Here is a 26,620-nt window from a genome sequence, read left to right on the forward strand (position 1 = left end):
GCTATGATATTGTAATCATGCTCCGGGTTGATGGTACCTGCTTTGATGCAAGTCAAAGCTTCATCTTTAGCTGAAAAACACGCTGCAGGAGGTGACGCATGAACGAGCAGAAATGGAAATACCGCTTGGCCACGGACGTGCGTGACGCCTGTCTGAATGCGGCGCGAACGGCATACGAAAACGCCGGCATCAGCGGATTGTGCGAGGAAGGGCGCTGGGAATGCGCCCTCGATGCGATCCGGGCCCTCGATCTCGATGCGGTGATATCCGCATGTCGTTCGACTGAGCATGTAACGAAAGACTAGATACGAAAATGCCGTGCCGGCCTGAAGTACGGCGCAACTTGTCATCGACGGAGGGCGCAAGTACCATGCGCTTTTCTCAGCAATCTTTCAGGTCTGCGAGCTATGTTTCACGGAAGTATGGTGGCCCTGGTCACGCCCATGAAAGACGACGGGGCGCTCGACTGGACGGCGCTTCGCCGCTTGGTTGAGTTTCACATCGAAAACGGCACCGACGCGATTGTCGCGGTCGGGACCACCGGCGAATCGCCGACGCTCGACATGGACGAGCATTGCGAGGTCATCAGCAAGACCGTGGAATATGCCGAGCGGCGGGTGCCGGTGATCGCGGGGACGGGCGCCAATTCCACCACCGAAGCGATCGAGCTGACGCGCTGCGCCGAGAAAGCCGGCGCCGACGCCTGTCTGCTGGTGACACCTTACTATAACAAGCCGACACAAGAGGGGATGTACCGGCATTTCAAGGCCATCGCCGAGGCGGTGCCGGTACCGCAGATACTATATAATGTGCCCGGACGCACCGCCTGCGACTTGCTGCCCGAAACCGTCGAACGTCTGGCCGCAATCCCCAATATCGTGGGCATCAAGGAAGCCACGGGCAATATGGACCGCGCGCGCGAGATTCTGCAACGATGCGGCGAAAAAATCGATCTTTATTCCGGTGACGACGCCACGGCGCTCGAATGCATCCTCCTCGGGGGCAAGGGCGATATCTCGGTTACGGCCAATGTCGCACCCAAGCTGATGCACGAGATGTGCAAACTGGGTCTCGATCGGAAGGAAAACGAAGCGCGCGCCATCAACGAGCGCCTGATGGGATTGCACAAGAATCTGTTCATCGAGGCCAATCCGATCCCGGTGAAGTGGGCACTTAATGAAATGGGGCTGATCAAAGGGGGCATCCGGCTGCCGTTGACGCCGCTGTCAGCGACGCATCACGAGACAGTGCGCCAGGCCATGCGGTTGGCAGGGGTAATTTCCCGATGACAAGTCGTTTTATCGAAACCGAGGTTTAATGACGAGACGAACCTTCGCTATCCTGGTTTGCATTCTGGCATCACTGGCCGTGGGCGGCTGCCAGACCATCGCCGAAAAACGCAAGATAGATTACAAATCGACGCGCACGCTCCCGCCGCTCGAAATCCCCCCGGATCTATCTTCGCCGGATACCACCAAGGGTCCGCTGGCGTCAGCTCCGCCGAGTACCGCAACCTACTCGGGATTCGTCACGGAGCAGGGCGCGCAGACCAAGTCGACGGTCGGCGGGGATGTGCTTCCGGATTTCAGCAACCTGCGCATAGCCCGTGACGGCCAGATTCGCTGGCTCGTGGTCAAGTTGACACCCGAGCAAGTCTGGCCCAAGGCGCGCAATTTCATATTGAATAACGGTTTGCTCATCGACAAGGAAAATCCGCAGACGGGAATACTGGAAACCGACTGGGCCGAAAACCGCGCGCAAGTCGGAACCGCCACCCAAATGATACTCGCCAAGGCGCTCGGTTCGCTCTACTCAACCGGCACGCGCGATAAATACCGCATCCGTCTTGAAGACGGCGCCGAGCCCGGCACCACCGAAATATACCTGAGCCACCGCGGGATGGAGGAAGTCATTGTGAGCAGCGAGGGCTCCGGCGTGGGCCAGACGAAATGGCAATCGCGTCCGCCGGATCCGGGCATGGAAGCTGAGATGTTGCGGCTGCTGATGGTCAGCCTCGGCGCGAAGCCAGAGCAGGCACAGACCGTGCTGGCCTCCGCCGCCGCGGCGCCGCCGCCGGCACAGCGCGCGACGTTGACCCGCGAGGGCGATGCTGCCTCGCTAATTTTGCTAGAGGACTTTGAGCGCGCCTGGCGGCGTGTCGGCCTGGCGCTCGACCGGACCAGCTTTACCGTGCAGGACCGTGACCGGTCGAAAGGCGTTTATTATGTCCGCTACATCGATCCGGACACTGCCGGGAAGAAAAAAGGCTTTTTTGGACGTCTGTTCAGCGGCAAGGAAAACGAAACAAAAAATGAGTATCAGATTCTCGTCAAGGGTGAAGCTTCCGAAAGCCGGGTGGAAGTGCTGAACAAAGACGGCACCCCGGAGCAGTCCAACACGAGCGGGCGGATATTGACGCTACTTTACGATCAACTGAAATAACGGCTGGTGGCTAAGCAAAAATCGGGAAGTCGAACGCGGGCAGTGCGGAACGGACTGCGTTTTGCGATTCTCGGCAGCGGCAGCCGTGGAAATGCCGCCCTGATCGAGTGCGGCCGCAGCCGGTTGATGCTCGACAGCGGCTTCTCGGCCCGCGAAACCGAAATGCGCCTCGCACGCTACGACCGCGATCCCGACGGTCTCAACGCCATACTGATTACCCATGAGCACGGCGATCATTGCCGCGGAGCAGCGAGCTGCGCCAACCGGTTCGGCGTTCCGGTGTGGATGACCGCCGGCACGTATTCCGCCCTGAAGCATCAGTTCGACGAAAAAGCCGATATCCGCCTGATCAATCCGCATGAACGCTTCGCCATCGGGGACATCGAGGTTCAGCCCTTTCCCGTGCCGCACGATGCCCGCGAACCGTGCCAGTTCACTTTCTCGGACGGTAACGCGCGCTTCGGTTTTCTCACCGACATCGGTTCCATCACCGCGCACGTCGTGGAGGTGTTGCGCGACTGCGCGGCGCTGGTGCTCGAATGCAACCACGACACGCGCATGCTGCGCGACGGACCCTATCCGCCGGCACTCAAGGCGCGCATCGCCGGCGAACAGGGTCACCTCGACAACGACACGGCGGCGGATCTGCTGTCGCGGGTCATGTCTCCGCGCCTGCGGTACGTGGCGGCCGCGCATCTCTCCGAGACCAACAACACGCCTGATCTGGCGCGCTCGGCGTTGTCGCAGGTAATGGGCTGCTCGCCTGCGTTCATCGATGTCGCCGAGCAGGAGGAGGGTCTCGCCTTCTGCAACGTTTCCGAAGTCTGGTTATAAACCGACCGGCATGACACGCGGAAAATCCGACGCATCCCCTACGCCGGCGCACGCGGGCCCGCCGATTCTGTCCCTGACCGGGGGCCCGGCTCTGTCGCCGTTTCGCCGCGACAAGTTGCTGGCTGAATTGCGCACGCCGATCCCCGCCCTGGAACGTATATCTGCGGTTTACCGGCATTTTGTCGCGCTTGCGGGCGAACTCGCGGCCGGCGAGCGGGCGGTGCTCGATCGCCTGTTGACATACGGGCCCCGGACGGACGCATCGGCGCTGCCGGACGGTGACCGGCTCCTGGTCGTCCCGCGGCTGGGCACGATTTCGCCGTGGTCCACCAAGGCGACCGACATCGCCCACAGCTGCGGGCTGAAGCAAATCCGCCGCATCGAACGCGGCGTAACGTGGTACTTCGGCAAAAGCGACGGCCGTCCGCTGGGCGCGACCGAGCGCGAGCGTATCGCGCCGCTGATTCACGACCGCATGACGGAAAATATCCTTTATGACCTGGCGCAGGCTGCGGCGCTGTTCCGCCATGACGCGCCCGCTACCCTGCGCGTCGTGGATCTGGCCGCGGGCGGACGCGCGTCGCTGGAACGGGCCAACCGCGAATGGGGACTCGCGCTCTCGGAAGATGAAATCGATTACCTGCTGGAGCATTTCACGCGCCTCGGGCGCCAACCCACCGACGTCGAACTCATGATGTTCGCGCAGGCCAACTCCGAGCACTGCCGCCACAAGATTTTCAACGCCGACTGGATCGTCGACGGCAAGCGCCAGGGCGATTCGCTGTTCGGCATGATCCGCCACACCCATGCCGCGAATCCGCGCGGCACCCTGATCGCCTACGAAGACAATGCCGCGGTGATCGAGGGCGGACGCACCGGCCGTTTTTTTCCCGAACCGGGCAGCGGCGTGTACCGCTATCACGAGGACGACACGCACATCCTCATGAAGGTCGAGACGCACAATCACCCGACCGCGATCGCCCCGTTTCCGGGCGCGGCCACCGGTTCGGGCGGCGAGATCCGCGACGAGGGCGCCACCGGCCGCGGCGCCAAACCCAAGGCCGGCATCACCGGCTTTTCGGTTTCGAACCTGCGCCTTCCCGGCGCGGAACAGCCGTGGGAGCAGGATTACGGCAAGCCCGGCCGCATCGTCTCGGCGCTCTCGATCATGCTGGAAGGACCGGTCGGCGGGGCGTCCTTCAATAATGAATTCGGCCGCCCGAACATCGGCGGCTATTTCCGCACCTTCGAAATGGCGGTCGACGGCGAGGTCCGCGGTTATCACAAACCCATCATGCTCGCGGGCGGGATCGGCAACATACGCGGGCGGCATATCCACAAGCATCCGGTTCCGCCGGGCGCCAAGCTCATTGTCATCGGCGGCCCGGCGATGCTCATCGGCCTCGGCGGCGGCGCGGCTTCGAGCATGGCCACGGGCACCAGCCATGAGGAGCTCGATTTCGCCTCGGTGCAGCGCGCCAACGCCGAAATGCAGCGCCGCTGCCAGGAAGTGATCGATCAGTGCTGGGCGCTGGGCGAGGACAATCCCATTCTCTCGATCCACGACGTCGGCGCCGGCGGCCTGTCGAACGCGTTGCCCGAACTGGTGAACGGCGCGGGCTGCGGCGGTGCGTTCGATTTGCGGGCGGTGCCGAACGACCAGCCCGGCATGTCGCCCATGGAAATCTGGTGCAACGAGGCGCAGGAGCGTTACGTGCTCGCGGTGGAGGAAAAAGAATTCGAAACCTTCCGCGCGCTGTGCGAGCGCGAGCGCTGCCCCTACGCCGTGGTCGGCCAGGCCACGAAAGCACAGCGTTTGGTGCTGGAGGACAGCCGGTTCGCCCAACAGGGCGGGCGCATGAGCCAGCCGATCGACATGGAGCTGTCGGTGCTGCTGGGCAAGCCGCCGAAAATGCGGCGCGATGTGAAACATCGCCGGCAGAAACTCGAGCGCTTCAACACCAAGGGCATCGATCTCAAGGAGGCCGCCTACCGGGTATTGCGGCTGCCGACGGTGGCCAACAAGTCATTCCTTATAACCATCGGCGATCGCACGGTTTCGGGCCTGGTGTGCCGCGACCAGATGGTCGGCCCGTGGCAGGTGCCGGTGGCCGACGTGGCCGTCACCGCCAGCGGCTACGACGGCTATACCGGCGAGGCCATGGCCCTGGGCGAGCGCACGCCGCTCGCGCTCATCGATCCCGCGGCCAGCGGGCGCATGGCGATCGGCGAGGCGCTCACGAATCTCGCCGCCGCGCGCATCCAGAAACTCCCGGACGTGAAGCTTTCCGCCAACTGGATGGCCGCCGCCGGCCACCCGGGCGAGGACGCGGCGCTCTACGACACTGTGCGCGCGGTGGCGCTCGAACTCTGCCCGGCGCTCGGCATTTCCATTCCGGTCGGCAAGGATTCGATGTCGATGAAAACCGTGTGGCGGCACGCCGACGGCGGGGAGCGCGAAGTGATCGCGCCGCTGTCGCTGATCGTATCCGCGTTCGCGCCGGTGATGGACGTGCGCCAGACTCTGACGCCGCAACTGCGCACCGACAAGGGCGAGACCGATCTTATCCTGGTTGATTTCGGCAAGGGCGCCAACCGCCTCGGCGGCTCGGCCTTGGCGCAGGTGTACGGCAAGCTCGGCGACGTGGCCCCGGACGTGGACGATCCGCGGGTGCTGCGGCTGTTCTTCCACGTGGTGCAGGCCCTGAACGAACTCGGGTTCGCGCATGCCTATCACGATCGTTCCGACGGCGGCCTGTTTGCCACCGTCTGCGAGATGGCCTTCGCCGGGCGCACCGGCGTGCGCATCGACCTGAGCGATTTGGGCAGCGACCCCATCGCGGCGCTGTTCAACGAGGAGCTGGGCGCGGTGTTGCAGGTCCCGCGCGCGCGGCGTGAAGGCATTACCGGCGCGCTCAAGCAGGCCGGCCTCGCGCGCCACACCCACCTCATCGGCACCCTGACCGCCGACGACATCGTCAGCTTCACCCACGATCACCAGGAAATCTTCTACGACTCGCGCGTGAACCTGCAGCGCGCCTGGTCCGAGACCACGTACCGTCTGCAATCGCTGCGCGACAATCCGCAGTGCGCGCAGGAGGAATACGACCGCATCCTGGATGCGACCGATCCCGGCCTGAGCGCGCATCTGACGTTCGACCCGGAGGAAAAAATCGCCGCGCCCTTAATCGGCCGCGGAGCGAAGCCACGCATCGCAATCCTGCGCGAGCAGGGCGTCAACGGCCAGGTGGAAATGGCCGCGGCCTTCGACCGCGCCGGCTTCACCGCCGTGGACGTGACCATGAGCGACATCATCGCCGACCACGCCAAGCTTGCGGACTACAAAGGCTTTGCCGCCTGCGGTGGATTCTCTTTTGGCGACGTGCTCGGCGCGGGCGAGGGCTGGGCGAAATCGATCCTGTTCAATTCGCGCGCGCGCGATGAATTCGCGGCGTTTTTCGCCCGCCCCGACAGCTTTGCGCTGGGCATCTGCAACGGCTGCCAGATGATGTCGAACCTGCGCGAGATCATCCCGGGCACGGAGCGCTGGCCGCATTTCGTGCGCAACACCTCGGAGCAGTTCGAGGCGCGCGTGGCGCGGGTGCAGATTCCGCAGAATCCGTCGATTTTTCTCAAGGACATGCTCGGTTCGATGCTGCCGATCGCGGTGGCGCACGGCGAGGGGCGCGCGGAATTCCGCGAGCCCGCGCACGTCGACCAGGTGATTCTGAACAAGGAAGTCGCGCTGTGTTTCGTGGATAACCGCGGCAATCTCACGCCGACCTATCCGTACAATCCCAACGGCTCGCCGCACGGCATCTGCGGCCTGACCACGGCGGACGGGCGCTTCACCATCATCATGCCGCACCCCGAGCGCGTGGTCCGCGCCATCGCCAACTCCTGGCGCCCGGATGAATGGGGCGAGGACGGGGCGTGGATGCGGATGTTTCGCAATGCACGAGTATGGGTAGGGTAATTTCCATTATTGCTTGACGGTTTGACCGAATGGTTCCAGAATAGAACCATATTGGAACCACCAATAAGGTATCCCATGTCCGTGAACCTCTCAATCAAAAATGTCCCGACGCAACTGGCCAAAAGGCTGCGGCTTCGCGCCGCGAGGCACCGACGTTCTTTGCAAGGCGAGCTTATGGTTATTCTTGAGGAAAGCCTGACGGCAAGTGAACGTCTCACCGCCGACGAGGTCCTGCGCAAGACGCGAAAACTGGGTCTGCGTACCCGGTCCGAATCCGCGGCCATGATTCGCGCGGACCGCGATGCCCGATAAAGTCATTGACGCCTCCGCCATGGCGGCGTTGGTGTTCGGTGAACCGGAGGCTGATGAGATTGGTGACCGGATTCGCGGGGTAAATTTACATGCCCCGGTTCTCATCGATTTCGAAGTGGCCAGTGTTTGCCTGAAAAAACTGCGGCAGTACTCCAAACAGCGCGCTGCTTTGCTCGCGGGCCACGCTCTGGCCAAGCAGATGGCGGTCCAAAAACATTCAGTCGATACTCAGGAGATCGTGTTGCTGGCGGAGCAAGCCAAGTTAACTGCTTACGATGCGGCGTACTTATGGTTGGCCGGATCGCTTAGGGCGGAGCTTGTAACGTTGGATAAGCGGCTTTCGCGTGTCGCGAAATCGCTTATTCGGTGAATTTTCAAATCAAAGCCGATGAAATGCCAGTTCAAGATTGAAGTCGCCAACGTCTCCAAGCATGGATTCTGGATTCTCCTGGGCGAGGAAGAACTGTTTGTTCCGTTCTCCCAGTTTCCATGGTTCAAGGATGCCCCGGTAAGCCAGCTACTCAACGTCCAGTGGCCGCAACCGCACCACTTGTATTGGCCTGATCTTGATGTTGATTTGGCCGTGGAATCCATTCGCCACCCTGAAAAATTCCCACTGGTATCGAAACAGATCAAATGATTAATGGTGTGCTTGGCGCACCCCGGTCATTCAAGCCATGAAAATCCAATACTTCCAGGACACGGACACGCTTTATATCGAGCTCAAGCCCGTTGAGGTTAGCGAAACCAAGGACTTGGATGAGGACACCTTGCTTGACCTCGACCGCAACGGAAACATTTGCGGCATTACCATCGAGCACGCCAGCAAACTGACTGACATTCCCCACTTCACGTTCGAACAGATAGCGGCGTAATCCGCCCGCAACGCAATGTTGTCGTCAGCCCGGCGAAAGCCGGGGTCCAGGTAGTGAATGAACAAAAGCCGCCGAAAGGCGGCTTTTGACTTTGAAAAACTAATTGCGGGTGGCTCCGCCCCTGCACCCTGGGTGGCTTTCTTTTGTTCGGCCAAAAGAAAGCCACGAAAGAAAAGGCCGCCCGAAGCCGCCGAATACTTCCTGCGCTTCTCGCCCACCTCGGCGCTCGCCTAACTCGCCGGGCGCACACAACGCGCCTCGGGCTCGATCAAAAGTCTCGCGACACCCCCGAGACGGGCTGCGATGCTCGGCGGCGGCTACGGGGCGTTAAAACATCAACTTTCTCCATGCCCTGCTTGACTGATGGGTCGGGAAGGACAACCATGCCAAAGTTAGATATCAGCATAGGAGTCGCGCGTGTCTTATTACATTTATGAGAATTGGCAGGCGGGACCACATAAGGCCGTTCTACATTCCGGCTCCTGTGGATTTTGTAACAATGGTCGCGGTCTAGCTGGAGGGTCAGATCCTAAGCACGGGAAGTGGCACGATCCGATTGCCTCGTTAACTGACGCCCGCGCGGAGCTGAGGACTATGCGTGTCGAGACCAGAAAAGAGTGTCGCTGCATTTCACCGCCGAGAAAATAAGGAGTCAGGCTGAGCTAACCATGCGTTTGGGCCATCGGACTTGCCAACTTGCATGTGTAAATATTGCGTAACTAAAGAAGTGAAAAAATCACTTAATTAACACATAGATTCAAAATTTCTAGGAGGAGAATGTGAATTTAATACATTCACAGTTCACTATAAGTGAAATAAAAGACATGCTGGATCGTAAAGATCTTATCGTAAATATAACGTACCAACGGTCACCAAATATTTGGCCTCCTAATGCAAAATCATATTTTATAGATACGATTCTTGAGGGTTATCCGTTTCCAAAGGTTTATTTTTATGAGACATATGATGATAAACGTAAAAAACCAAAACGAGAAATTGTAGATGGCCAGCAGAGAATTACTACATGCATCGCTTTTCTAAATAACGAGTTCGCTCTTTCTTCTACATCTAAGCGTTTTGCAGGATTTCGTTTTGAAGATCTTTCTGATGAAGATCAACGGAGATTTTTAATGATGCCTGTTCAGGTCGATATTATTTTGTCGGCTGAGCGCTCAGAGTTGTTGGAGATGTTTAGAAGAATCAACGCATATACTGCGCCACTTAATCCTTCAGAAAAACGTCACGCAGAGTTCCAAGGAAAGTTTAAATGGTTCATAAATGAGTTGGCTGATGAATTCAGCCCATTACTGGAAGAATATGGCATTTTGACATCGAAACAAATACTTCGTATGGCAGATACTGAATTTCTCACAGAGTTTTGCATAGTTATCGATAGAGGGATTGTTAACAGGGAACAACGTGGCTTATCTGCAATATACAAAAAATTTGACATGGAATTTGCGCAGGAGGCTGACTATCGTTCAAAAATTTCTGATTTTTTTGAGCAACTGCGAACAACACTAAGTCCGCTGCGACAAACTTTTATGATGAAATCGTATGTGGTTCACTCGCTTTTTTGTGCGCTGACTCAGCGAAAATATGGGATACCCGGAGGTGAACAGTCGGTTGGTATTCATACTGATGGATCTTATTTTGTCAATTTGCAACAAACTCTATCTAATCTGCGCCAACTAGCGGATGCTCATGAGACTCAAGATGTGGTTGGTCAGTTTAAGAATTATGTTGAAGCCTGTCTTAGCACTACACACAGGATTTCACAACGTACGGCGCGAAGTCGCGCAATTGCTCAGGCATTAACATAGTTATTTTTACGCCTGATTCTAGCCATGGTTAGGCTGGAAAAGCTGTATAAAAAACTTTCACTGCAATTGAACAGATTGCAGACAAGAGCTGTTGATATAGAAGTGAAGTTGGGTTCTGTCGAACCATGGCGGACCCGTTATATGACTGAAAGTCTTATTCAAGATTTATGGCATACGTGGTGTAGTTTTGTCAGAGAGTTAGTTATTTCATCTTGCACAGGCTGCATTACAAGAAATGGTTCTATCATTCCTGCGAGATTAGCAAATAATTCATGGCAGCGTCTTGGGTATGAAGCCAAACAAGCTGTGTATGGTAATAATATTTCTCCGGGACGCCTTCTTAAGTCAATTCGGCAAGAGCCAACTTGGGGCGATCAAAAGAATATAATTCCGATTTTAAGTGTGCTTGCACCTGCAAATAAAAACGAGTTGATTTCTGCGTTTGGTTTACCGCTTCGCGGGCCAAGGCATCTACAAATAGTACGTAATGCATGTATGCATAAGCATGGCGAGATCATGTTGGATATGAGGACCATACAAATTTACTACCTTGCCAGTAATGTAAAACAACCAAGTGAGCTCGTTTGGCATACAGAAGCTGCAAGCAAACAAATTGCATTTTTTAGGTGGTTAGATGATCTTAAAATCATTGCAGATGTGGGCACATCTCTTCCTTAATGGTAAGGGACGTTAGAGGACTGACAACGTTCTATCTATATTCTTTATGTTTGATTTGATTTTGTCATCTCTCGTAATGGTGAAATCTTATGGAACCCCGTCTCAGTTTTGTAACTCTCGGCGATCCTGATCTCCAGTGTGCAATGCGGTTTTGTGAGAACGTCCTAGGCCTGCTCTTAATACCGTAATGTTTCCCGGAAATATACAAACGAAAAAGTATTGGTTAATTGTATTTCTCTTTATCTCTCATTTATTGTTCGCGGCCGATCTGCCGAACAACTCTCATTCGAATAATTCTGGCACGGGTTGGGAATGCGATCGTGGATATTACAGATCGGGCCAAAGGTGCGTGAAAGTCATCGTCCCCGAAAATGCCAGCATTGATATATACGGCACTGGATGGTCCTGTAACCGAGGCTATTACAAATCGGGACAGAAGTGCGTAAAAGTAATATTGCCTGAAAACGCTGGTATTGATATTTATGGTAGCGGTTGGTCGTGCAATCGAGGTTTTTACAAGTCAGGCCAGAAATGCGTAAAAGTCGTTGTCCCCGAGAATGCTGGTATTGATGTTTATGGCAGCAGTTGGGTATGTAATCGAGGCTATTACAAGTCAGGCAACAAGTGCGAGAAAGTAATTGTGCCTGAAAACGCTGGTATAAATGTTTACGGAAGTGGCTGGTCGTGTAACCGCGGTTACTACAAGTCTGGACAGAAGTGCGTGAAAGTCGCCATTCCAGAAAATGCAAGCATAGACATTTATGGTAGTGGTTGGGTTTGTGATAAAGGTTATAAGAAGTCAAATAATAAATGCTCTCCCATGACGCAAGCAGAACTTCAAAAGCAAAAGGAGCTAGAACAGGCCGTCAAAGAAAGGATGCGTCAGCAAAGACTCCAAGGAGTAAGGGGAGATGACTGTGAGATGGAATTTAAGACGAACGCAGAGGTTTGTGTTGAAATTACAGGCGGAGATCTAGATTGCAATAAAAGTTTCTCAGGCGATTACTATCGCGATTGCGATGTAGTATTAAATTACGAAGTTAAGACTGACTATTCAGGCGGTTCATACTTGGATGTGGAAGTGGAATGCAATGTAGAAATTGAATACAAAGGTAGAGAAACCTATTCAACGCAATCTGACTCAGCTTCTAAAGATGAATCGTACAATTTGTATGCTTATGGGAGCGATAGTGAAACGATGAGATTTAATTTCTCATTCAGTTCTTACAAAGAAATTACTAGCGTAAAAATAAGCTCAGCAAAATGCGAAATCGAAAGTGTAAACTTGTGGTAATAAAGTATGAAATGCGTTCTGAGTGAATTTGCATATGGAACCTCGTCTCAGCTTTGTAACGCTCGGCGTTGCTGATCTCAACCGCACTAGGCTCCCCCGGCACTTAGCGAGCGAAATTTGAGCACTTACGCACGCTGGCTCGGGTTCGCGATCCAGGGCTGAAAAACCTAGGATTTTCCGTGCCCTGCTTGACTGCATTCGCGGGAGGGACGTACTGGCTCACGCTACAAAAACCCGAGTCAGAGAGCAATAGTTTCTAAAATTATTAGCGAAAAATCCTCTCTGACCCGGATTCGCGCACAACCTGATTCAGTACGTCGAAGATTCACGCCACTATCTCGGGTCGATCAATTTATACTGTATTATGTCGTCTTATTTTAGTTAGACCGGAATAAATATATGGAAGAACACTTGCTAAAGCTGATGGAAATTTATCAGTATCAAACTGAGCTAGTGGATAAAGGGTGGCAATATTTTTCAATTGTAACGCTAGGTATTCTCGGTTTTACGATTGGAACGGAAAAACTTGAATTGCGGTTTACTCATAAACTATTAATTGTCGTAGGTTACATAGTGTTTTCTGTCGGCAACTTAATTGCGATATTAAGCGCACAGCGTCTTGCCGTCCGCTTTACATCATTACTGAATATAGAAATACAAAAGCTTAATTTGGAGCCACTTATAGGAATGTATAAGCCGTTTTCTGTATTTCAGCTAGCCGTGTTTTATATTTCTATCTTAATCGTTGTTATTGGAATTGTTCTCTACATTGGTTGGGAGAGAGATGGACGATCTAACAAGCGCTTGCAACCAACGCCACGAAAAACACGGCGCAGCTAAAGCGTCTCGTTAGGCAACCCCCAGCGAAGGTCAAGCGCGCATGATCCGCAAACTGCCCTCTGGCATAGAAAAAAAGGGGTCGGAGTGAATTTTCTTATGGAACCTCGACTCAGTTTTGTAACGCTCGGCGTTTCTGATGGAAAAATAAAGTTATGGATTCGGTTCTGGACGCTGTAAAAGGCGCAGTTATTGCCATAGCCGCTAGCCTGATGATAGCAATAGTATTTGCTTATTTGTTTCGCCTTCCTATTCCAATGGGTGGGATGATCGGACCATTTGGAAAATTCAGCAGTTAAGATATGAGCGCTATTGAAGTTTTGCAGAGTGTTTTTGTGGCGTGGGTATTCTACGGTATATTTGGAGGCCTGATCATATTAGTTCTATGTGGCGCAATTACAGGAATTATTATTGGCAAAAAATATTCAGGTTCAAAACATAACAAAAATAAAATGATCATTTTGTGGTCAAGCGTAATAAGTGCTATACCGGTTTTCTTGCTTTCGGTTTTAGACTTCATCATTGGTCCGTGGTAAAAAACTAAACAACGGTTGGAGAATGAGGTGAAATTATGGATTTAACAGGATTGTTAATTTTTTTGGCGATCGGTGCCTTGGCAGGATGGTTAGCGGGACTTTTTATGAAAGGTCATGGTTTTGGTCTGCTCGGAAATATTGTTATTGGTATTGTAGGCGCTGTAATTGGTGGTTTTGTATTTGGTTTACTGGGTATCACGGCAGGTGGATTGATTGGTTTAATCGTTACCGCAACGGTTGGGGCGGCATTGCTGCTATTCATCGTCGGAATACTTAAGAAGGCATAACAACCTAACATTTCTCAACCGCGTCATGTTCCACCGCCACTTCGCGAGCGAGATTTAAGACTATTCCAACGTTGAATTCTCTCTTTGTTGTAGGCTGCTAACCACATTTTGCAGGCTCCAACTCGACTTCGTGGTATTGTCCAGTTCATAATTTGTGCAGTGACCTAAGCCTCTGATCCTACCTATGGAGCAGCCCACGGCTACTACGGGATTACCCCGCGTTCCGCGCGAGTCCTACCCTGACCTCGAGCAAGTCTTCGGGGACATCCTCACGAACGCGATGCGGTTTTGCGAAGCGGATTCGGGTTGCCTTTTTCTTCGTGACACGGCGGGATTCGAGGCCATCTGCATTCACGGTGCGACCCCCGCTTACTCGGAATATCTGCGCCGGGTTCCGCTCCGGTCCGGTCCCGGTACACTGATTGAATGGCTGGCGGCGCAACCGAAAACGCTTCACCTTCCGGACCTGGTCGCAGAAACTGCGTACCGGCAGCGCGAACCCGATTGGGTCGCGGCGGTAGAACTGGAAGGGGCGCGCACGGCACTTCTTGTCCCCATGCTCCACCGCGAAGTCGTGATCGGGGCCGTCACGTTATATCGTCGAGAGAGGCGACCTTTTACGGACGAGCACGTGGCGCGCGCGCAAATCTTCGCCGAACAGGCGGTGATCGCGGTCGAGAACGTGCGCCTGTTCCAGGAGCTGCAGTTACGGAATCACGAACTTGCCACGGCCCGCGAGCAGCAGATAGCGACAGCCGAGATCCTGCGGGTAATCAGCGGCTCGCCGTCCGACGCGCTGCCGGTGTTCGAGACGATCGTGCACAATGCGGTTGCGCTGTGTGGAAGCCTCTTTGCCAACGTGTTTCGTTATGACGGCGAACTGTTGCACTACGTCGCCAGCCGTAACACGGGACCAAGCTACGTGGAATTGCTTCAGATGAAGTACCCCATGCGTCCCGACATTTCGCAGATATCCGGGAGAGTAATACTCAGCAAATCGGTCGTCAGCTTCGAGGATATTCGTACCGATCCGAACTACGACCAACGATTCCCTAAGGCGATGGGCTGGCGGCGGGTACTGGGTGTGCCGATGCTGCGGGAGGGCAAGCCAATCGGTGTCATCGTCGTCGGCTGGGTCGAGTCCGGACCGGTCCCGAAGGAACAAGAAGAGCTGCTAAGGACCTTCGCCGACCAGGCAGTCATCGCGGTCGAAAACGCCCGTCTCTTCGACGAGCTTCAGAGCAAGAGCCGTCAACTAGAGCTCGCCAATACATACAAATCGCGCTTTCTCTCCGCCGCGAGCCACGACCTGCGGCAGCCGCTTCATGCCTTGAACCTGTTCGTGGCCCAATTGCGCACGGAGCTGGATCCGACTGAACGGGACCACCTCGTCGCCCGGATTGAAGCTGCCGTCAACGCGATAAACGAGTTAATCAATGCGCTGCTCGACATGTCAAGGCTTGACGCCGGTAAGCTGGAGCTGAACATAACGGAATTTCCAGTCGAGAAACTTCTCCGGCGCATGGAGACGACGTTTGCCGAAGCCGCGCGCGAGAAGGGGCTGCGGTTGAGCGTCGTATCGAGCAACACCTGGGTCCGCAGCGATTTCATTCTGCTTGAAAGAATCCTGCTCAACCTGGTATCCAACGCGGTGCGCTACACGGAGCGCGGTGGAATTGTAATCGGTTGTCGCCGTCGCGGCGAGACGGTGCGCTTGGAGGTGTGTGACAGCGGAATTGGCATTGCGGAGGATCAACAGCAGAATATTTTTGACGAGTTCTATCGACTCGCAGCCGCGGATCGGGAGCGTCAATATGGGCTTGGCCTCGGACTTGCGATCGTGGATCGGCTGGGCAGTCTCCTTGACCATCCGATTGAATTGAAGTCGCACCCCGGGAAAGGTTCGCGGTTTATGGTTTCGGTTCCGGTAGTGCCGGAACGGCTCGGTCAGGCTGAAGTTCCGGTGTCATCAGAAACCATCGCCGATACGATGGACGGCAAATTGATCGTCGTGATAGACGACGATGCGCTCGTTCTCGATGGCATGCGCGGGCTCTTGCGAAGTTGGGGCTGTGAGGTAGAAACCGCGGTATCGGACACGGCGGCACTCGCACGGCTTGAGGAGATTGGCCAACATCCTGACTTGATCATTTCCGATTATCACCTTCCCAACGGAAAGACCGGCTTTGAGGCCATCGAATGTTTGCGTAACACGATGGGTGATGCAATTCCGGCGTTCCTCATTAGCGGTGACACCGCGCCCGAGAGGATACGCGAGGCCCGCGCGAGCGGTTACTATCTACTGCACAAGCCGGTGCACCCGGCCAAGCTGCGCGCACTGGTCCAGCAGTTGCTATCGGTTTCCCCCGCTACGGCTTAGCCGGCGGTGGTCGCGGAGTATCGAACGCAAGCCCGAGGCGATTGACCGTGACAATCGCCTGTGCGCGGCTCGACACTTTAAGCGTGCGCAGGATGGCAGTGACATGAATCTTGACAGTCGCCTCCGCGAGCCCGAGTTCCCGACAAATCAGTTTGTTGGATTTTCCCTGTACCATGAGCGCCAGCACATCGAGCTGGCGTTCGGTAAGTCCCAGATCCGCCGGTGACTTTGGCGCCGACAAGTTCGTATTCGGCTCTATGCTCCCGGGTGCCGCATTGAGCAGTTCCGGCGGTATGTATCGTCCGCCCGAGAGCACCAGCCGCAGCGCACTAACCATTACCGCATTATTCGCCGATTTGGGGATGAAGCCCATCGCGCCGAGATCGAGCGCCGTGCGCATGGTGGCGGCATCCTCCTGAGCTGAGAGGATCACGACCGGAAGCGTGGCATGTTTGCGCCGCAGTTCCGCGAGCGTTGCGAACCGGCTAGTGCCCGGAAGATTCAGGTCGAGCAGCAGCAGGTCAAGATCGACATGTTCGTTGACCAGATGAAGAACGCCCGCGCCATTCTGCGCCTCGAGCAAGATGACATGTTCGTCGAGTTGCTTTAGTACATGCCGTAGCGCTTCACGAATCAATTCGTGATCGTCTGCGACCAGAATTTTCATGGCACCAGACCTCCTCACGGCGCGAAAAGCGATACGTACTTAGGTATTACGACGAAGTAATTACAGTCCTTTTACGCGCACGGGACAAGAGGTGCAACTTACCCCGTGCCGCTGCCATTTCCGCTCACTGTGCCGTCCCTGCGACTTTGGTTTTAGTTCTTGAGCCTGATTTCGGAATCCCCCTTTCGTGAGCATACTCAATCGCGTTTCAAACGAGGTGCGAATTCATCTATTCATCAGGACAACCGACTAATTTGGAGGAATATATGAGTGACGAAATCAAATGTAAATCTAGTGTCAGCAAGAAGATGGAGCCGAAACAGCCGATGTCCCGGCGTAAATTCCTGACGGCGACCGCCGCTACTGTTGGCGGTGCGGCAACGATCGGTTTCCCCATGGTCTCGCGTGCCGAGACGATTACGGTGAAAATGCAGGGCGCCTGGAGCGCCACCGACATCATCAACGAGTTCGCCCAGGAGTTCGTTGACCGTGTCAACCAAATGTCGGGCGGGCGACTGCACATCGATTACCTCGTGGGCGGCGCGGTGGTGAAGCCGTTCGAGGTGACGGATGCGGTGAGCAAGGGCGTGCTCGATGCCGGCCACACGGTGCCGGTGTACTGGTACAACAAGTCGAAAGCCGCGTCCTTGTTCGGCTCCGGGCCGATCAACGGCATGGACGCGCACATGACGCTATCCTGGATCTACCGCGGCGGCGGGCTGGAATTGTACCGGGAACTGCTGGAGAAACTCGGTCTTAACTATGTCGGGTTCTTCGCGATGCCGTATCCGACCCAGCCGCTCGGCTGGTTCAGGAAGCCGATCACGGACGCCAAGCAGTTGAAAGGCCTCAAGTACCGGACCGTGGGTCTCGCGGCCGACCTGTTCGAGGAGATGGGCGCGAAAGTAACACAGCTGCCGGGCGGCGAAATCGTCCCGGCGCTCGAGCGCGGTGTAATCGAAGCGTTTGAGTTCGCCAACCCAACCTCGGACAGCCGCTTCGGCGCCCAGAAAGTGCTCAAGACCTACGAGATGGGCAGCTTCCATCAGGCGATGGAGTTCGAAGAGATCATCATCAACAAGAACAAGTGGGACTCGTTGCCCAAGGACCTGCAGGCGATCTGGCAGTACGGCGTCGAGGCGGCGAACTCGGCCAACTACTGGACCGCGATGGCCAACTACCCGAAGGACCTGCAAACGCTCATCCACAAGGACAAGGTCAACGTCGTCCGCACGCCGAAGTCGATCTTCAAGGCGCAGCTTAAGGCCTGGGACAAGCTCACCAAGCGGCTCTCGGACGAGGACCCATTCTTCAAGAAAGTGGTGGAATCGCAGCGCGCGTGGGCCAAGGACCTCTGTTACTACTGGTTCCTGAACGATGCCGACTTCAAAATGGGTTACGAACACGTGTTCAAGACAAAGCTTCCCGTTTGAGGATCAAGCTGAGTCAATGGCAGTGACGCTTGGGGCGGCGCAGATGAACGGCCGCCCCTTTTTTTGCGCCCGGTAGTGGAGCGCATGGTTAGCCGGCTGTTATTAAGATATATTCAGACACGATTCGCGGCGCGAGGAGACCGCGCATTCACAACGTTAACCGCACCATGTTCCACCGCCACTTTGCGAGCGACACTTGAGAACAGACCCGCGCGGGCCCGGGATCGCGATCCTGAGGACGAAAAAACCCAGGATTTTCCATGCTCTGCTTGACTGCTTTCGCGGGAGGAACAAACTGGTTCACTTCCGACATCGCGAGGTGAAGGTCATGAATATTTTGATCGTTGGTGCCACGCGCGGCATTGGGCGACAGCTGCTTGAACAGGCGTTGGCGTCCGGGCATGCTGTTACCGCCCTGGTTCGTAATCCTCAAAGGCTTGCAATACAACATGAGCGGCTTAGGGTTATCCAGGGCGACATTCTTGATTTCGATTCGGTCGCGCGCGCGATGGCCGGTCAGGAGGCGGTGTGTTGCACGATCGGCGTTAAAGTGCCGTGGGTACGGGTGACGGTATTCTCGGAAGGAACAAAAAATCTGCTTCAGGCCATGCTCCAGACCGGGGTCAAGCGGTTAATCTGCGTGACCGGCATTGGCGCGGGCGACAGCAAGGGACACGGCGGTTTTCTGTATGACTATCTCTTTCTGCCTTCTGTAAACAGGCCGATCTATGCCGATAAAGACCGCCAGGAAGCCCTGATCGAGGCCAGCGACGTCGACTGGACCATCGTCAGGCCCGGTTTCCTGACCAATGGCCCGCTAACAAAAAATTATCGAAAGCTGATCAATCTGGCAGGGGTAACGGCAGGCTGGATTTCTCGTGCCGATGTCGCCCACTTTATTCTCGAAGAACTTGCGTCCAGGCAATATCTGCATCAAACACCTTTATTGACTTCCTAAATATGGCCTCCCATCAGAGAATAAGGAATCATGCAGAAATTGAAAATAATGCCGCAGTAACTTAATTCTTTTTGACTGTTGCAGATAGGTTAATGAAGAAAGATGCCATCGATATGAAAATGGCCGCCTTCCACAGCTTCAATCTGATTATGTCCCACCGGCACTGAGCGGGCGCAATTTGAGAACTTACCCACCTTGGCCCGGGATCGCGATCCTGCTCATCATCGCGACCAAGGCTATCTGAAATAGGAGGCTGAATATGCGCACACAAGCTGAGCGGGCCCGGTTGTTCCGGGCGCTGCACGAACGACCGGGGATTTTCATCATGCCCAATCCCTGGGACGCGGGCACGGCGAAGCTCTTTGCCTCGCTTGGTTTCGAAGCATTGGCGACCACCAGCCTGGGATTGGCAAACTCCCTCGGCCGCGTCGACGGCACGCTTGCCATCCGTCGTGAAGAGCTGATCGCCAACTGCCGGGACATCGCGTCGGCGACGGAGCTTCCCGTGAACGCCGATCTGGAAAATGGATATGCCGATGATCCCGGCGCAGCCGCCGCGATTATCCGGCTGGCCGCCGATGCCGGCGTCGTGGGTGGCTCGATGGAAGATGCCTCGGGCAATCCCGCCAGACCCATTTACGACTTCAACCTTGCCGTCGAGCGTGTTGCCGCCGCAGCCGAGGTTGCGCGCGCTCTGCCGTTCCCGTTCACGCTCACCGCGCGGGCCGAGAACTATCTGCACGGCCGCCGTGATCTCGACGACACCATCCGCCGCTTGCAGGCGTTCGCGGCGGCGGACGCCGACGTGCTTTTTGCGCCGGGTTTGCGTGATCTCGAAACAATCCGGCAAATCGTTGCAGCTGTGCCGAAGCCGCTCAACGTCGTGATGAGCGCGGCGGACCCCGACATCACCGCGCGGGAGTTGGCCGACGCCGGCGTCAAGCGCATCAGCGTGGGAGGCGCGCTATCCCGGCTGGCCTTCGCGGCGGTGCGCGACGCCGCAGTGGCGATGCGCGATGCCGGCTCGTTCCAATGGGTCCGCGACACGGTGCCAACCAAGGATCTCAAGGCGATATTTCAGCGCTAGACCCGGAGCAGGTCTAACATGGCGATCTATTCAGACGTTGAAGTTTTGAAAGTCGCCGATGACGGCAAGTTCACCAAGAGCGCGGAGTTTTTTTCGAAGTACTCATGATCTCAACGGTATCTAAGAGTCGCCTGACATGGTGACCGGGCTAACGAAAACGGGGCCTTGCGGCCCCGTTTTCGTCGATGCAAGAAGGTACGTTACATACCGGCGAGGCCGGCTTGGGAAACCTGCTCGTCTTGGTCTGCGGTGGCGCCACTGGTTCCGATGGCGCCGATGACTTTGCCGTCCTGCATGATCGGCAGTCCGCCGCTGACCGCGGACATACCCGCTAAGGTTAAGAGGCCGTAGCTGCCATTAGCCACTGCATCTTGGAACACGCGCGTCGAACGGCGATACATGGCGGCGCTGCGTGCCTTGTAAATCGCGACCTCGATGCTTCCGGTTTGGGTATGGTCGAGCTTTTCGAAGTAGACCAGAAAACCGTGCGTATCGACGACGGAAACGGCGACATTCCATTTGTTTTTAATTGCCTCCGCCATGGCCGCCGCCGTCATCTTTTTCGCGGTGGCGAGATCGATTGACGGGCCGTACGGCGGACGTTAGTTTGCGAAGGTGCTTGCTACGCTGAATGCCAGCATCGCGGCACCGAACATACAAATTAAAGATTTCTTGAGCAACATGATTTTTCTCCTAGGTAAGTGGGGACAGCCGTGAGCACGATACGGTAAGCGGGATAAGATTGTAAATATGGTTGTTAATGAACAAATGGTATCAACACGGCGGGCGGGCAAAAGACTGTGCGCCACTTGGCAGCTCGCCGGTAAACTCTTATAAAGTCGCGCCGCAGTTTTGTATCGTTCTGTGTTATTGATCTCCAGCGCGCATTACGGTTTGATAATGAATTGTTGCAACTTCCTCGGCAATCCACGCAGAATAGAATAATGGGTCTGAGCCAATTAATGCTTTAGAATTGCTTCTCAGCAACGTTTAACCACGCCGCGCCCGCCGCGACTGGACGACGCGCCAAAGAGACAGGGATCGAAAACCATGAAGACCAAAGCCGCGGTCGCCGTCGCTGCAGGCAAGCCGCTCGAGATCATGACCGTCGATCTCGATGGACCCAAGGCCGGTGAGGTGCTCGTGGAGTTGAAGGCGACGGGAATCTGCCACACCGACGAATTCACCCGCTCCGGCGCCGACCCCGAGGGGCTCTTTCCCGCGATCCTCGGCCACGAAGGGGCGGGTATCGTCGTGGACGTGGGGCCCGGTGTCACGACGGTAAAGCAGGGCGATCACGTCATTCCGCTCTACACGCCGGAGTGCCGCCAATGCAAATCGTGCCTGTCGCGCAAGACCAATCTGTGCACCGCGATCCGCGCCACCCAGGGCAAGGGTGTGATGCCGGATGGCACGAGCCGCTTCTCCGTGGGCGGCAAGCCGCTCTATCACTACATGGGCTGCTCGACATTCTCGAATTACACGGTGCTGCCGGAGATCGCGGTCGCCAAAATCCGCGAGGACGCGCCCTTCGACAAGGTGTGCTACATCGGCTGCGGCGTGACCACCGGCATCGGCGCCGTGATCAACACCGCCAAGGTCGAACCGGGAGCGAACGTCGTCGTGTTCGGCCTCGGCGGCATCGGACTGAACGTGATCCAGGGCGCCCGGATGGCGGGCGCCGACAAGATCGTCGGTGTCGATATCAATCCACGGCGCAAGCCGCTCGCCGAGAAGTTCGGCATGACGCACTTCGTGAACCCCAAGGAAACCGGCGGCGATCTCGTGCCGCACCTCGTGGCCCTCACCGACGGCGGCGCGGACTACAGCTTCGAGTGCGTCGGCAACGTCGAGCTCATGCGCCAGGCCCTCGAATGCTGCCATCGCGGCTGGGGGGTCTCGGTGATCATCGGCGTCGCCGGCGCCGGCCAGGAGATCAAAACGCGCCCGTTCCAGCTCGTCACTGGACGGGTATGGAAAGGAACCGCGTTCGGCGGCACGCGCGGGCGCACTGACGTGCCGAAGATCGTCGACTGGTACATGGAGAAGAAGATCAACATCGACGATCTGATCACGCACGTGATGCCGCTGGAGCGCATCAACGACGCCTTCGATCTCATGCACAAGGGCGAGTCGATCCGCTCGGTCGTGACTTATTGAGACGACGGCTTCCTACGAACCGCTTACATCTAGATGACTAAGCTAAAAATAATATTTTTGTGGGTCGGTTTACTGGGTTCACTACCCGCTACCGGTTTTACCGGTCTCAGTATTGTGCTCTACGCACGGCTGAGCGCTGTTGCGCCGGAGCGTTGGCCGCCCGATAAGGCCGGTCTTTGGACGTATAGCGCTTTGGCCCTGATGGTGCTGTTTGTATGCCTCTTTATCTATTGCCTCGTGTCGCTCATCAAAGAGTCCAACCGAAGGTAACGAGAATAATAAATTACTGGATAACTTCGCGAGCACAATTTGAGAAGTGACTCACGCTGGCTCGGGATCGCGACCCAAGAATCCAGTTCTTGCCCCCATTTCACCAGGCGAAAGCAACACCCCGGGTTGACGGGTTGCCCAACCATCGCTTCCAGCCGCGCGTCCGCCACCAACGGTCACGCGGCAGAAGCGAAGCCGTTAAACGCAAAGATTGACTGGTTCAGTCTCCTATTTTTTCGCACGATGCGAAAAATAGGGGCGGGAAAAATGCTGCCGAACTATATGATTTCTCGTGAAGCGACTACAATTGCATCCTAGCACTGCTATATTTCTGATTAGAGTCCTCGAGGAGTTTCTTGTGCGTACTACTTATAAAATTCTGAGCATGGGCGCCTCTTACGGCTCGCTCTTGGGAATCAAACTCGCGCTCGCGGGGCATACGGTGAAGCTGGTATGCCTCCCTGCTGAGGCGGAGTTGATCAACAAAGAAGGCGCCATCGTCCGTCTGCCGGTCAAGGGCCGCGACGGGCTGGTTGAAATCAACTCGAAAAAACTGCCCGGACAGTTGTCCGCCGGCGGCACCACGGCCTTCAAACCAGCCGATTTTGATTTGATCGTACTGGCGATGCAGGAGCCGCAGTATGGCTCACCCGGCGTGCGCGAACTGCTGGACGCGGTGGCCAAATCCAAAGTTCCCTGCATGTCGATCATGAACATGCCGCCGTTGCCTTACCTGGCGCGCATTCCGGGTATCGATGCCAAGGCGTGCCGAGGCTGTTACACCAATCCTGCCGTATGGGACAGTTTCGATCCCAAGGTGATGACGTTGTGCAGCCCGGATCCGCAGGCGTTTCGTCCGCCGGAAGAAAAAGTCAATGTCTTGCAGGTCAGGTTGCCCACCAATTTCAAGTCGGCCCGCTTTGATGCGGCGGCACACACTGCCATCCTGCGCCAACTGGAGTCGGATATTGAAGCTGTCCGCTTTGATGCTGGCGACGGCAAAATAGAATTGCCCGTCAAGCTCAAGGTGCACGATTCACTCTTTGTGCCGCTGGCAAAATGGAGCATGCTGCTCGCGGGCAACTATCGCTGCGTGCAAAAAGACAGGATGATACCGATCAAGGAAGCCGTGCATTCCGATATCGAAGCATCGCGGTCGGTTTACAACTGGGTTGCGAAGTTGTGCCTGTCCCTGGGCGCAGACGAGAAAGACATGGTGCCGTTCGAAAAATACGCCAACGCGGCGCTCTCGCTTGCGAGCCCGTCCTCGGCGGCGCGTGCGCTGGCTAACGGCGCACCTTACATCGAGCGGGTTGACCGTCTGGTGCAGACCATAGCGGCGCAAAAGGGCATGCAGTCCGCCACCGTCAACCGCACGGTCAAGTTGGTCGACAGCTGGCTGGAGGCCAATCGAAGCAGAAAACGACCCGGAGAGGCAGCTTCTGCGCGGTAGCAATCCTAATTGCAATATTTTTCAAATTTTATTTATCACCGCGTTATCTGCTCAAATAAATTATGAGGCGAAATCGCGTTGAAATGATTTAATCATATGGCGCCTCGACCCGGTATTGTAACGCTCGCCATTTCTGATCCCACCCGCGCCATGGTCCACCGGCACATCACGAGTTCAATTTGAGATCTTATCCACGCTGGCTGGGGATCGCGATCCTGCTCGTCATCGCGACCGTCTTCGCCTTGAACCACGTCGCGGCGCGCGTTGCCTTCGATCACGGCACCAGCGTCGTCACGGGCGTGGTGTTCCGCTCGGGCGGCACCGCGTTGGCCTTGCTCGCGTTGCTCTTTATCCTGCGCACGCCGATCCGGCTGCCCCCGTTGACGACGCGGCGCGCGCTCGTGATCGGCGCGCTGATCGCGCTGCAGAGCTATTGCCTCTACGCCGCGGTCGCGCGGCTTCCGGTCGCGCTCGCGCTGCTCACCTTCAATATCTATCCGATGGTGTACACGTTTATCAGCTGGGCCGCTGGCGTCGAGCGCCCCTTGCCGAGCGCACTCGTCGCCATGGTCGTTGCGCTGTTTGGCCTCGCGCTCGCCCTGGACATCGCGCACACCGGCGAAGCGCTCACAGATCGTTGGGCCGAGATCGGCGTGGGAGTCGCGTTCGCAACCGGGGCATCGCTGGTTTTCGGTTCGGTGCTGTTCCTCAACGCGCGCTGGCTGCACGGCGTCGATGGCCGGGTGCGCAGTTTGCTGACGATGGCAAGTTGCAGCGTGATAGCCCTTGCCGGCGCCACCGCAACCGGCGCGTTCGCACTGCCGCACGACGGCACCGGATGGCTCGGCCTCTCGCTGCTTACCCTCTTTTACGGCTCGGCTATCACTGTCTTCTTCGTGGTCCTGCCGCACATGCGTGCGACGAGCGATGTAGCCGTGCTCAATTTCGAACCGGTGGCGCTGGTCTTTCTCGGCTGGGCGATCCTCGGACAGACCCTTGCCCCGACCCAGATCGCCGGCGCGTTCGTGGTTGTCGGCGCCATCATCGCGCTCGGCATGGCGAAGCACTAGAATGCTCTCTTGGTAAGAATCTTATTCTGCCATTAAGGAGAAAGTGCCATGTCAAGTGTCGGTTACCATGAACCCATATCTGAACTCACCGCTGAAGTCTGCGATATGCATCGTGCCATTGTCTCGTTAATGGAAGAACTAGAAGCAATCGATTGGTACAACCAGCGGGCCGGTGCATGCAAGGATCCAGCGTTGCAGGCAATACTCGAACATAATCGTGATGAGGAAAAAGAACATGCATCCATGGTTCTGGAATGGATACGCAGGAAAGATCCGGTTTTCTCGAAAGAACTGAAGGATTATTTGTTCACTGAGAAATCGAACGCTCATAAATAGATTATCCTTATTATTCTCTTGTAGAAAATAATGTCATTGTGAGAACAGCAGAGGGTTTTGATTAATCCCATGGAACCGCGTCTCAGCTTTGTAACCCTCGGAGTCTCCGATCTTAAGCGCGCGACACGGTTCTACGCGGAAGTACTGAAACTCCCCAGAATATCCACGCCGCCGGAAGTTGCTTTCTTCGAGCTCGGCAAGACCTGGCTCGCACTGTATCCACGCGAGCTGCTGGCGGCGGACGCCGGGGTTCCCGCGGCGGGCTCGGGGTTTCCCGGTTTCTCGCTGGCGCACAATGTCCGCACGGCGGCGGAGGTGGATGCGCTGCTGAAGGAAGTCGCGGCCATGGGCGGTCGTATCGTGAAGCCGGGCCAACGCGCGGATTGGGGCGGGTATACGGGATACTTCGCCGATCCCGACGGGTTTCTCTGGGAAGTCGCGTGGAACCCGCAATTTCCACACACCTGAATTCGGAAAAATGACCCGGGAAGCAATCCTGCTGGTGTATGACAAGCAATGTCCGGTGTGCGATAACTATTGCCAGCTGGTGCAGATCCGGGAAACGCTCGGTGAGTTCAAGCTCATTGACGCACGCGAATCGAGCCCGCTGATGGATGAAATCACCTCCCGGGGATGGGACATCGATCAAGGCATGGTGTTGAAAATGGGCGATGAACTGTATTACGGATCAGACGCCATTCATGCCTTGGCGCTGATCAGCAGCCGTTCGGGAATCTTTAATCGTTTCAACTACTGGATGTTCAAATCTAGGAAACTCGCTCACTTTTTTTATCCCATCCTGCGGTTTTTCCGAAATCTCTTGTTGAAGCTGCTGGGCAGGTCAAAGATAAACAATCTCAGGCTGGAAAATAACGTCTGGTTCTGATTTCTCAAATATTGATTGTCTCTAAT

At 56.0% G+C, this 26,620-nt stretch carries 29 protein-coding genes; 27 read left to right on the plus strand and 2 right to left on the minus strand.

Annotation, left to right across the window (positions count from 1 at the left end; genetic code table 11):
• Positions 1-98 precede the first annotated feature (98 nt).
• From WD823_RS12475 to WD823_RS12560, 18 genes are all read left to right on the plus strand, one after another.
• Positions 99-305 carry an acetyltransferase gene (locus WD823_RS12475; protein ID WP_368429827.1) on the plus strand — a complete coding sequence of 69 codons (207 nt, stop codon included), beginning with the start codon at positions 99-101 and terminating at the stop codon, positions 303-305.
• 102 nt (positions 306-407) lie between these two features.
• Positions 408-1,289: a 4-hydroxy-tetrahydrodipicolinate synthase gene (dapA, locus tag WD823_RS12480; RefSeq protein WP_368429828.1), complete on the plus strand. Its 882-nt coding sequence runs from the start codon at positions 408-410 to the stop codon at positions 1,287-1,289.
• Positions 1,290-1,317: 28 nt separating this feature from the next.
• The gene (gene bamC / locus WD823_RS12485) at positions 1,318-2,442 is read left to right on the plus strand and encodes an outer membrane protein assembly factor BamC (RefSeq protein ID WP_368429829.1); all 1,125 of its coding nucleotides are present in this window, start codon (positions 1,318-1,320) and stop codon (positions 2,440-2,442) included.
• A 6-nt stretch (positions 2,443-2,448) separates the two neighbouring features.
• Positions 2,449-3,276: an MBL fold metallo-hydrolase gene (locus tag WD823_RS12490; protein ID WP_368429830.1), complete on the plus strand. Its 828-nt coding sequence runs from the start codon at positions 2,449-2,451 to the stop codon at positions 3,274-3,276.
• A 10-nt stretch (positions 3,277-3,286) separates the two neighbouring features.
• Positions 3,287-7,252: a phosphoribosylformylglycinamidine synthase gene (gene purL, locus WD823_RS12495; RefSeq protein WP_368429831.1), complete on the plus strand. Its 3,966-nt coding sequence runs from the start codon at positions 3,287-3,289 to the stop codon at positions 7,250-7,252.
• 75 nt (positions 7,253-7,327) lie between these two features.
• Positions 7,328-7,564, plus strand: a complete 237-nt coding sequence (locus tag WD823_RS12500) for a hypothetical protein (RefSeq protein WP_368429832.1) — start codon at positions 7,328-7,330, stop codon at positions 7,562-7,564.
• Positions 7,554-7,934 carry a type II toxin-antitoxin system VapC family toxin gene (locus WD823_RS12505; protein WP_368429833.1) on the plus strand — a complete coding sequence of 127 codons (381 nt, stop codon included), beginning with the start codon at positions 7,554-7,556 and terminating at the stop codon, positions 7,932-7,934. The genes WD823_RS12500 and WD823_RS12505 overlap by 11 nt, the downstream gene beginning before the upstream one ends.
• Before the next feature lie 18 nt (positions 7,935-7,952).
• A complete protein-coding gene (locus WD823_RS12510; protein WP_368429834.1) occupies positions 7,953-8,204 on the plus strand; it encodes a DUF2442 domain-containing protein in 252 nt (83 codons plus the stop codon).
• 37 nt (positions 8,205-8,241) lie between these two features.
• On the plus strand, positions 8,242-8,439 hold the full coding sequence (locus WD823_RS12515; protein WP_368429835.1) for a DUF2283 domain-containing protein: 198 nt from the start codon (positions 8,242-8,244) through the stop codon (positions 8,437-8,439).
• A gap of 57 nt (positions 8,440-8,496) precedes the next feature.
• Positions 8,497-8,673: a hypothetical protein gene (locus WD823_RS12520; RefSeq protein WP_368429836.1), complete on the plus strand. Its 177-nt coding sequence runs from the start codon at positions 8,497-8,499 to the stop codon at positions 8,671-8,673.
• 545 nt (positions 8,674-9,218) lie between these two features.
• On the plus strand, positions 9,219-10,262 hold the full coding sequence (locus tag WD823_RS12525; RefSeq protein ID WP_368429837.1) for a DUF262 domain-containing protein: 1,044 nt from the start codon (positions 9,219-9,221) through the stop codon (positions 10,260-10,262).
• A 24-nt stretch (positions 10,263-10,286) separates the two neighbouring features.
• On the plus strand, positions 10,287-10,940 hold the full coding sequence (locus tag WD823_RS12530; protein WP_368429838.1) for a hypothetical protein: 654 nt from the start codon (positions 10,287-10,289) through the stop codon (positions 10,938-10,940).
• Positions 10,941-11,289: 349 nt separating this feature from the next.
• Positions 11,290-12,234 carry a hypothetical protein gene (locus tag WD823_RS12535; RefSeq protein ID WP_368429839.1) on the plus strand — a complete coding sequence of 315 codons (945 nt, stop codon included), beginning with the start codon at positions 11,290-11,292 and terminating at the stop codon, positions 12,232-12,234.
• A 399-nt stretch (positions 12,235-12,633) separates the two neighbouring features.
• On the plus strand, positions 12,634-13,074 hold the full coding sequence (locus WD823_RS12540) for a hypothetical protein (protein WP_368429840.1): 441 nt from the start codon (positions 12,634-12,636) through the stop codon (positions 13,072-13,074).
• A 152-nt stretch (positions 13,075-13,226) separates the two neighbouring features.
• A complete protein-coding gene (locus WD823_RS12545; RefSeq protein WP_368429841.1) occupies positions 13,227-13,370 on the plus strand; it encodes a hypothetical protein in 144 nt (47 codons plus the stop codon).
• A 3-nt stretch (positions 13,371-13,373) separates the two neighbouring features.
• Positions 13,374-13,607: a hypothetical protein gene (locus WD823_RS12550; protein WP_368429842.1), complete on the plus strand. Its 234-nt coding sequence runs from the start codon at positions 13,374-13,376 to the stop codon at positions 13,605-13,607.
• Positions 13,608-13,642: 35 nt separating this feature from the next.
• A complete protein-coding gene (locus WD823_RS12555) occupies positions 13,643-13,894 on the plus strand; it encodes a GlsB/YeaQ/YmgE family stress response membrane protein (RefSeq protein WP_368429843.1) in 252 nt (83 codons plus the stop codon).
• A gap of 184 nt (positions 13,895-14,078) precedes the next feature.
• Positions 14,079-16,274 carry a NahK/ErcS family hybrid sensor histidine kinase/response regulator gene (locus WD823_RS12560; RefSeq protein ID WP_368429844.1) on the plus strand — a complete coding sequence of 732 codons (2,196 nt, stop codon included), beginning with the start codon at positions 14,079-14,081 and terminating at the stop codon, positions 16,272-16,274.
• On the opposite strand, the gene WD823_RS12565 is transcribed toward WD823_RS12560, so the two are convergent.
• Positions 16,264-16,941: a response regulator gene (locus WD823_RS12565; protein ID WP_368429845.1), complete on the minus strand. Its 678-nt coding sequence runs from the start codon at positions 16,939-16,941 to the stop codon at positions 16,264-16,266. The genes WD823_RS12560 and WD823_RS12565 overlap by 11 nt on opposite strands.
• 266 nt (positions 16,942-17,207) lie before the next feature.
• Here WD823_RS12565 and WD823_RS12570 point away from each other — a divergent pair, with 266 nt between their 5' ends.
• From WD823_RS12570 to WD823_RS12580, 3 genes are all read left to right on the plus strand, one after another.
• A complete protein-coding gene (locus WD823_RS12570) occupies positions 17,208-18,374 on the plus strand; it encodes a TRAP transporter substrate-binding protein (RefSeq protein ID WP_368429846.1) in 1,167 nt (388 codons plus the stop codon).
• Between the two features lie 328 nt (positions 18,375-18,702).
• Positions 18,703-19,332, plus strand: a complete 630-nt coding sequence (locus WD823_RS12575) for an NAD(P)-dependent oxidoreductase (RefSeq protein WP_368429847.1) — start codon at positions 18,703-18,705, stop codon at positions 19,330-19,332.
• A 259-nt stretch (positions 19,333-19,591) separates the two neighbouring features.
• Entirely contained in the window at positions 19,592-20,419 is an 828-nt protein-coding gene (locus WD823_RS12580; RefSeq protein WP_368429848.1) for an isocitrate lyase/phosphoenolpyruvate mutase family protein, read from the plus strand.
• Between the two features lie 200 nt (positions 20,420-20,619).
• On the opposite strand, the gene WD823_RS12585 is transcribed toward WD823_RS12580, so the two are convergent.
• Positions 20,620-21,000 (minus strand): heme-binding protein, encoded by a 381-nt coding sequence (locus WD823_RS12585; RefSeq protein WP_368429878.1) that lies wholly within the window; start codon positions 20,998-21,000, stop codon positions 20,620-20,622.
• A gap of 469 nt (positions 21,001-21,469) precedes the next feature.
• Here WD823_RS12585 and WD823_RS12590 point away from each other — a divergent pair, with 469 nt between their 5' ends.
• The 6 genes from WD823_RS12590 (at position 21,470) to WD823_RS12615 (ending at position 26,594) form a co-directional block, all read left to right on the plus strand.
• The gene (locus WD823_RS12590) at positions 21,470-22,579 is read left to right on the plus strand and encodes an S-(hydroxymethyl)glutathione dehydrogenase/class III alcohol dehydrogenase (RefSeq protein ID WP_368429849.1); all 1,110 of its coding nucleotides are present in this window, start codon (positions 21,470-21,472) and stop codon (positions 22,577-22,579) included.
• A 655-nt stretch (positions 22,580-23,234) separates the two neighbouring features.
• A complete protein-coding gene (locus WD823_RS12595; RefSeq protein WP_368429879.1) occupies positions 23,235-24,302 on the plus strand; it encodes a hypothetical protein in 1,068 nt (355 codons plus the stop codon).
• A gap of 179 nt (positions 24,303-24,481) precedes the next feature.
• On the plus strand, positions 24,482-25,372 hold the full coding sequence (locus WD823_RS12600) for an EamA family transporter (RefSeq protein WP_368429850.1): 891 nt from the start codon (positions 24,482-24,484) through the stop codon (positions 25,370-25,372).
• Between the two features lie 48 nt (positions 25,373-25,420).
• Positions 25,421-25,708, plus strand: a complete 288-nt coding sequence (locus tag WD823_RS12605) for an encapsulin-associated ferritin-like protein (RefSeq protein ID WP_368429851.1) — start codon at positions 25,421-25,423, stop codon at positions 25,706-25,708.
• A gap of 69 nt (positions 25,709-25,777) precedes the next feature.
• On the plus strand, positions 25,778-26,176 hold the full coding sequence (locus WD823_RS12610; RefSeq protein WP_368429852.1) for a VOC family protein: 399 nt from the start codon (positions 25,778-25,780) through the stop codon (positions 26,174-26,176).
• Positions 26,177-26,186: 10 nt separating this feature from the next.
• Positions 26,187-26,594, plus strand: coding sequence for a DCC1-like thiol-disulfide oxidoreductase family protein (locus WD823_RS12615; protein ID WP_368429853.1), 408 nt, complete (start codon positions 26,187-26,189; stop codon positions 26,592-26,594).
• Positions 26,595-26,620: the final 26 nt, after the last annotated feature.

It is taken from the genome of Sulfuricaulis sp. (genome assembly GCF_040901545.1).
Classification (GTDB): Bacteria; Pseudomonadota; Gammaproteobacteria; order Acidiferrobacterales; family Sulfurifustaceae; genus Sulfuricaulis.

What these genes read in the sequence shown, in the direction of transcription:
- WD823_RS12475 (WP_368429827.1), top strand. Translation starts at nt 99, where the DNA reads ATGAACGAGCAGAAATGGAAATACCGCTTGGCCACGGACGTGCGTGAC.
- dapA (WP_368429828.1), top strand. Translation starts at nt 408, where the DNA reads ATGTTTCACGGAAGTATGGTGGCCCTGGTCACGCCCATGAAAGACGAC.
- bamC (WP_368429829.1), top strand. Translation starts at nt 1,318, where the DNA reads ATGACGAGACGAACCTTCGCTATCCTGGTTTGCATTCTGGCATCACTG.
- purL (WP_368429831.1), top strand. Translation starts at nt 3,287, where the DNA reads ATGACACGCGGAAAATCCGACGCATCCCCTACGCCGGCGCACGCGGGC.
- WD823_RS12500 (WP_368429832.1), top strand. Translation starts at nt 7,328, where the DNA reads ATGTCCGTGAACCTCTCAATCAAAAATGTCCCGACGCAACTGGCCAAA.
- WD823_RS12505 (WP_368429833.1), top strand. Translation starts at nt 7,554, where the DNA reads ATGCCCGATAAAGTCATTGACGCCTCCGCCATGGCGGCGTTGGTGTTC.
- WD823_RS12510 (WP_368429834.1), top strand. Translation starts at nt 7,953, where the DNA reads ATGAAATGCCAGTTCAAGATTGAAGTCGCCAACGTCTCCAAGCATGGA.
- WD823_RS12515 (WP_368429835.1), top strand. Translation starts at nt 8,242, where the DNA reads ATGAAAATCCAATACTTCCAGGACACGGACACGCTTTATATCGAGCTC.
- WD823_RS12520 (WP_368429836.1), top strand. Translation starts at nt 8,497, where the DNA reads ATGAACAAAAGCCGCCGAAAGGCGGCTTTTGACTTTGAAAAACTAATT.
- WD823_RS12530 (WP_368429838.1), top strand. Translation starts at nt 10,287, where the DNA reads ATGGTTAGGCTGGAAAAGCTGTATAAAAAACTTTCACTGCAATTGAAC.
- WD823_RS12540 (WP_368429840.1), top strand. Translation starts at nt 12,634, where the DNA reads ATGGAAGAACACTTGCTAAAGCTGATGGAAATTTATCAGTATCAAACT.
- WD823_RS12545 (WP_368429841.1), top strand. Translation starts at nt 13,227, where the DNA reads ATGGATTCGGTTCTGGACGCTGTAAAAGGCGCAGTTATTGCCATAGCC.
- WD823_RS12550 (WP_368429842.1), top strand. Translation starts at nt 13,374, where the DNA reads ATGAGCGCTATTGAAGTTTTGCAGAGTGTTTTTGTGGCGTGGGTATTC.
- WD823_RS12555 (WP_368429843.1), top strand. Translation starts at nt 13,643, where the DNA reads ATGGATTTAACAGGATTGTTAATTTTTTTGGCGATCGGTGCCTTGGCA.
- WD823_RS12560 (WP_368429844.1), top strand. Translation starts at nt 14,079, where the DNA reads ATGGAGCAGCCCACGGCTACTACGGGATTACCCCGCGTTCCGCGCGAG.
- WD823_RS12565 (WP_368429845.1), bottom strand. Translation starts at nt 16,941, where the DNA reads ATGAAAATTCTGGTCGCAGACGATCACGAATTGATTCGTGAAGCGCTA.
- WD823_RS12570 (WP_368429846.1), top strand. Translation starts at nt 17,208, where the DNA reads ATGAGTGACGAAATCAAATGTAAATCTAGTGTCAGCAAGAAGATGGAG.
- WD823_RS12575 (WP_368429847.1), top strand. Translation starts at nt 18,703, where the DNA reads ATGAATATTTTGATCGTTGGTGCCACGCGCGGCATTGGGCGACAGCTG.
- WD823_RS12580 (WP_368429848.1), top strand. Translation starts at nt 19,592, where the DNA reads ATGCGCACACAAGCTGAGCGGGCCCGGTTGTTCCGGGCGCTGCACGAA.
- WD823_RS12590 (WP_368429849.1), top strand. Translation starts at nt 21,470, where the DNA reads ATGAAGACCAAAGCCGCGGTCGCCGTCGCTGCAGGCAAGCCGCTCGAG.
- WD823_RS12595 (WP_368429879.1), top strand. Translation starts at nt 23,235, where the DNA reads ATGGGCGCCTCTTACGGCTCGCTCTTGGGAATCAAACTCGCGCTCGCG.
- WD823_RS12605 (WP_368429851.1), top strand. Translation starts at nt 25,421, where the DNA reads ATGTCAAGTGTCGGTTACCATGAACCCATATCTGAACTCACCGCTGAA.
- WD823_RS12610 (WP_368429852.1), top strand. Translation starts at nt 25,778, where the DNA reads ATGGAACCGCGTCTCAGCTTTGTAACCCTCGGAGTCTCCGATCTTAAG.
- WD823_RS12615 (WP_368429853.1), top strand. Translation starts at nt 26,187, where the DNA reads ATGACCCGGGAAGCAATCCTGCTGGTGTATGACAAGCAATGTCCGGTG.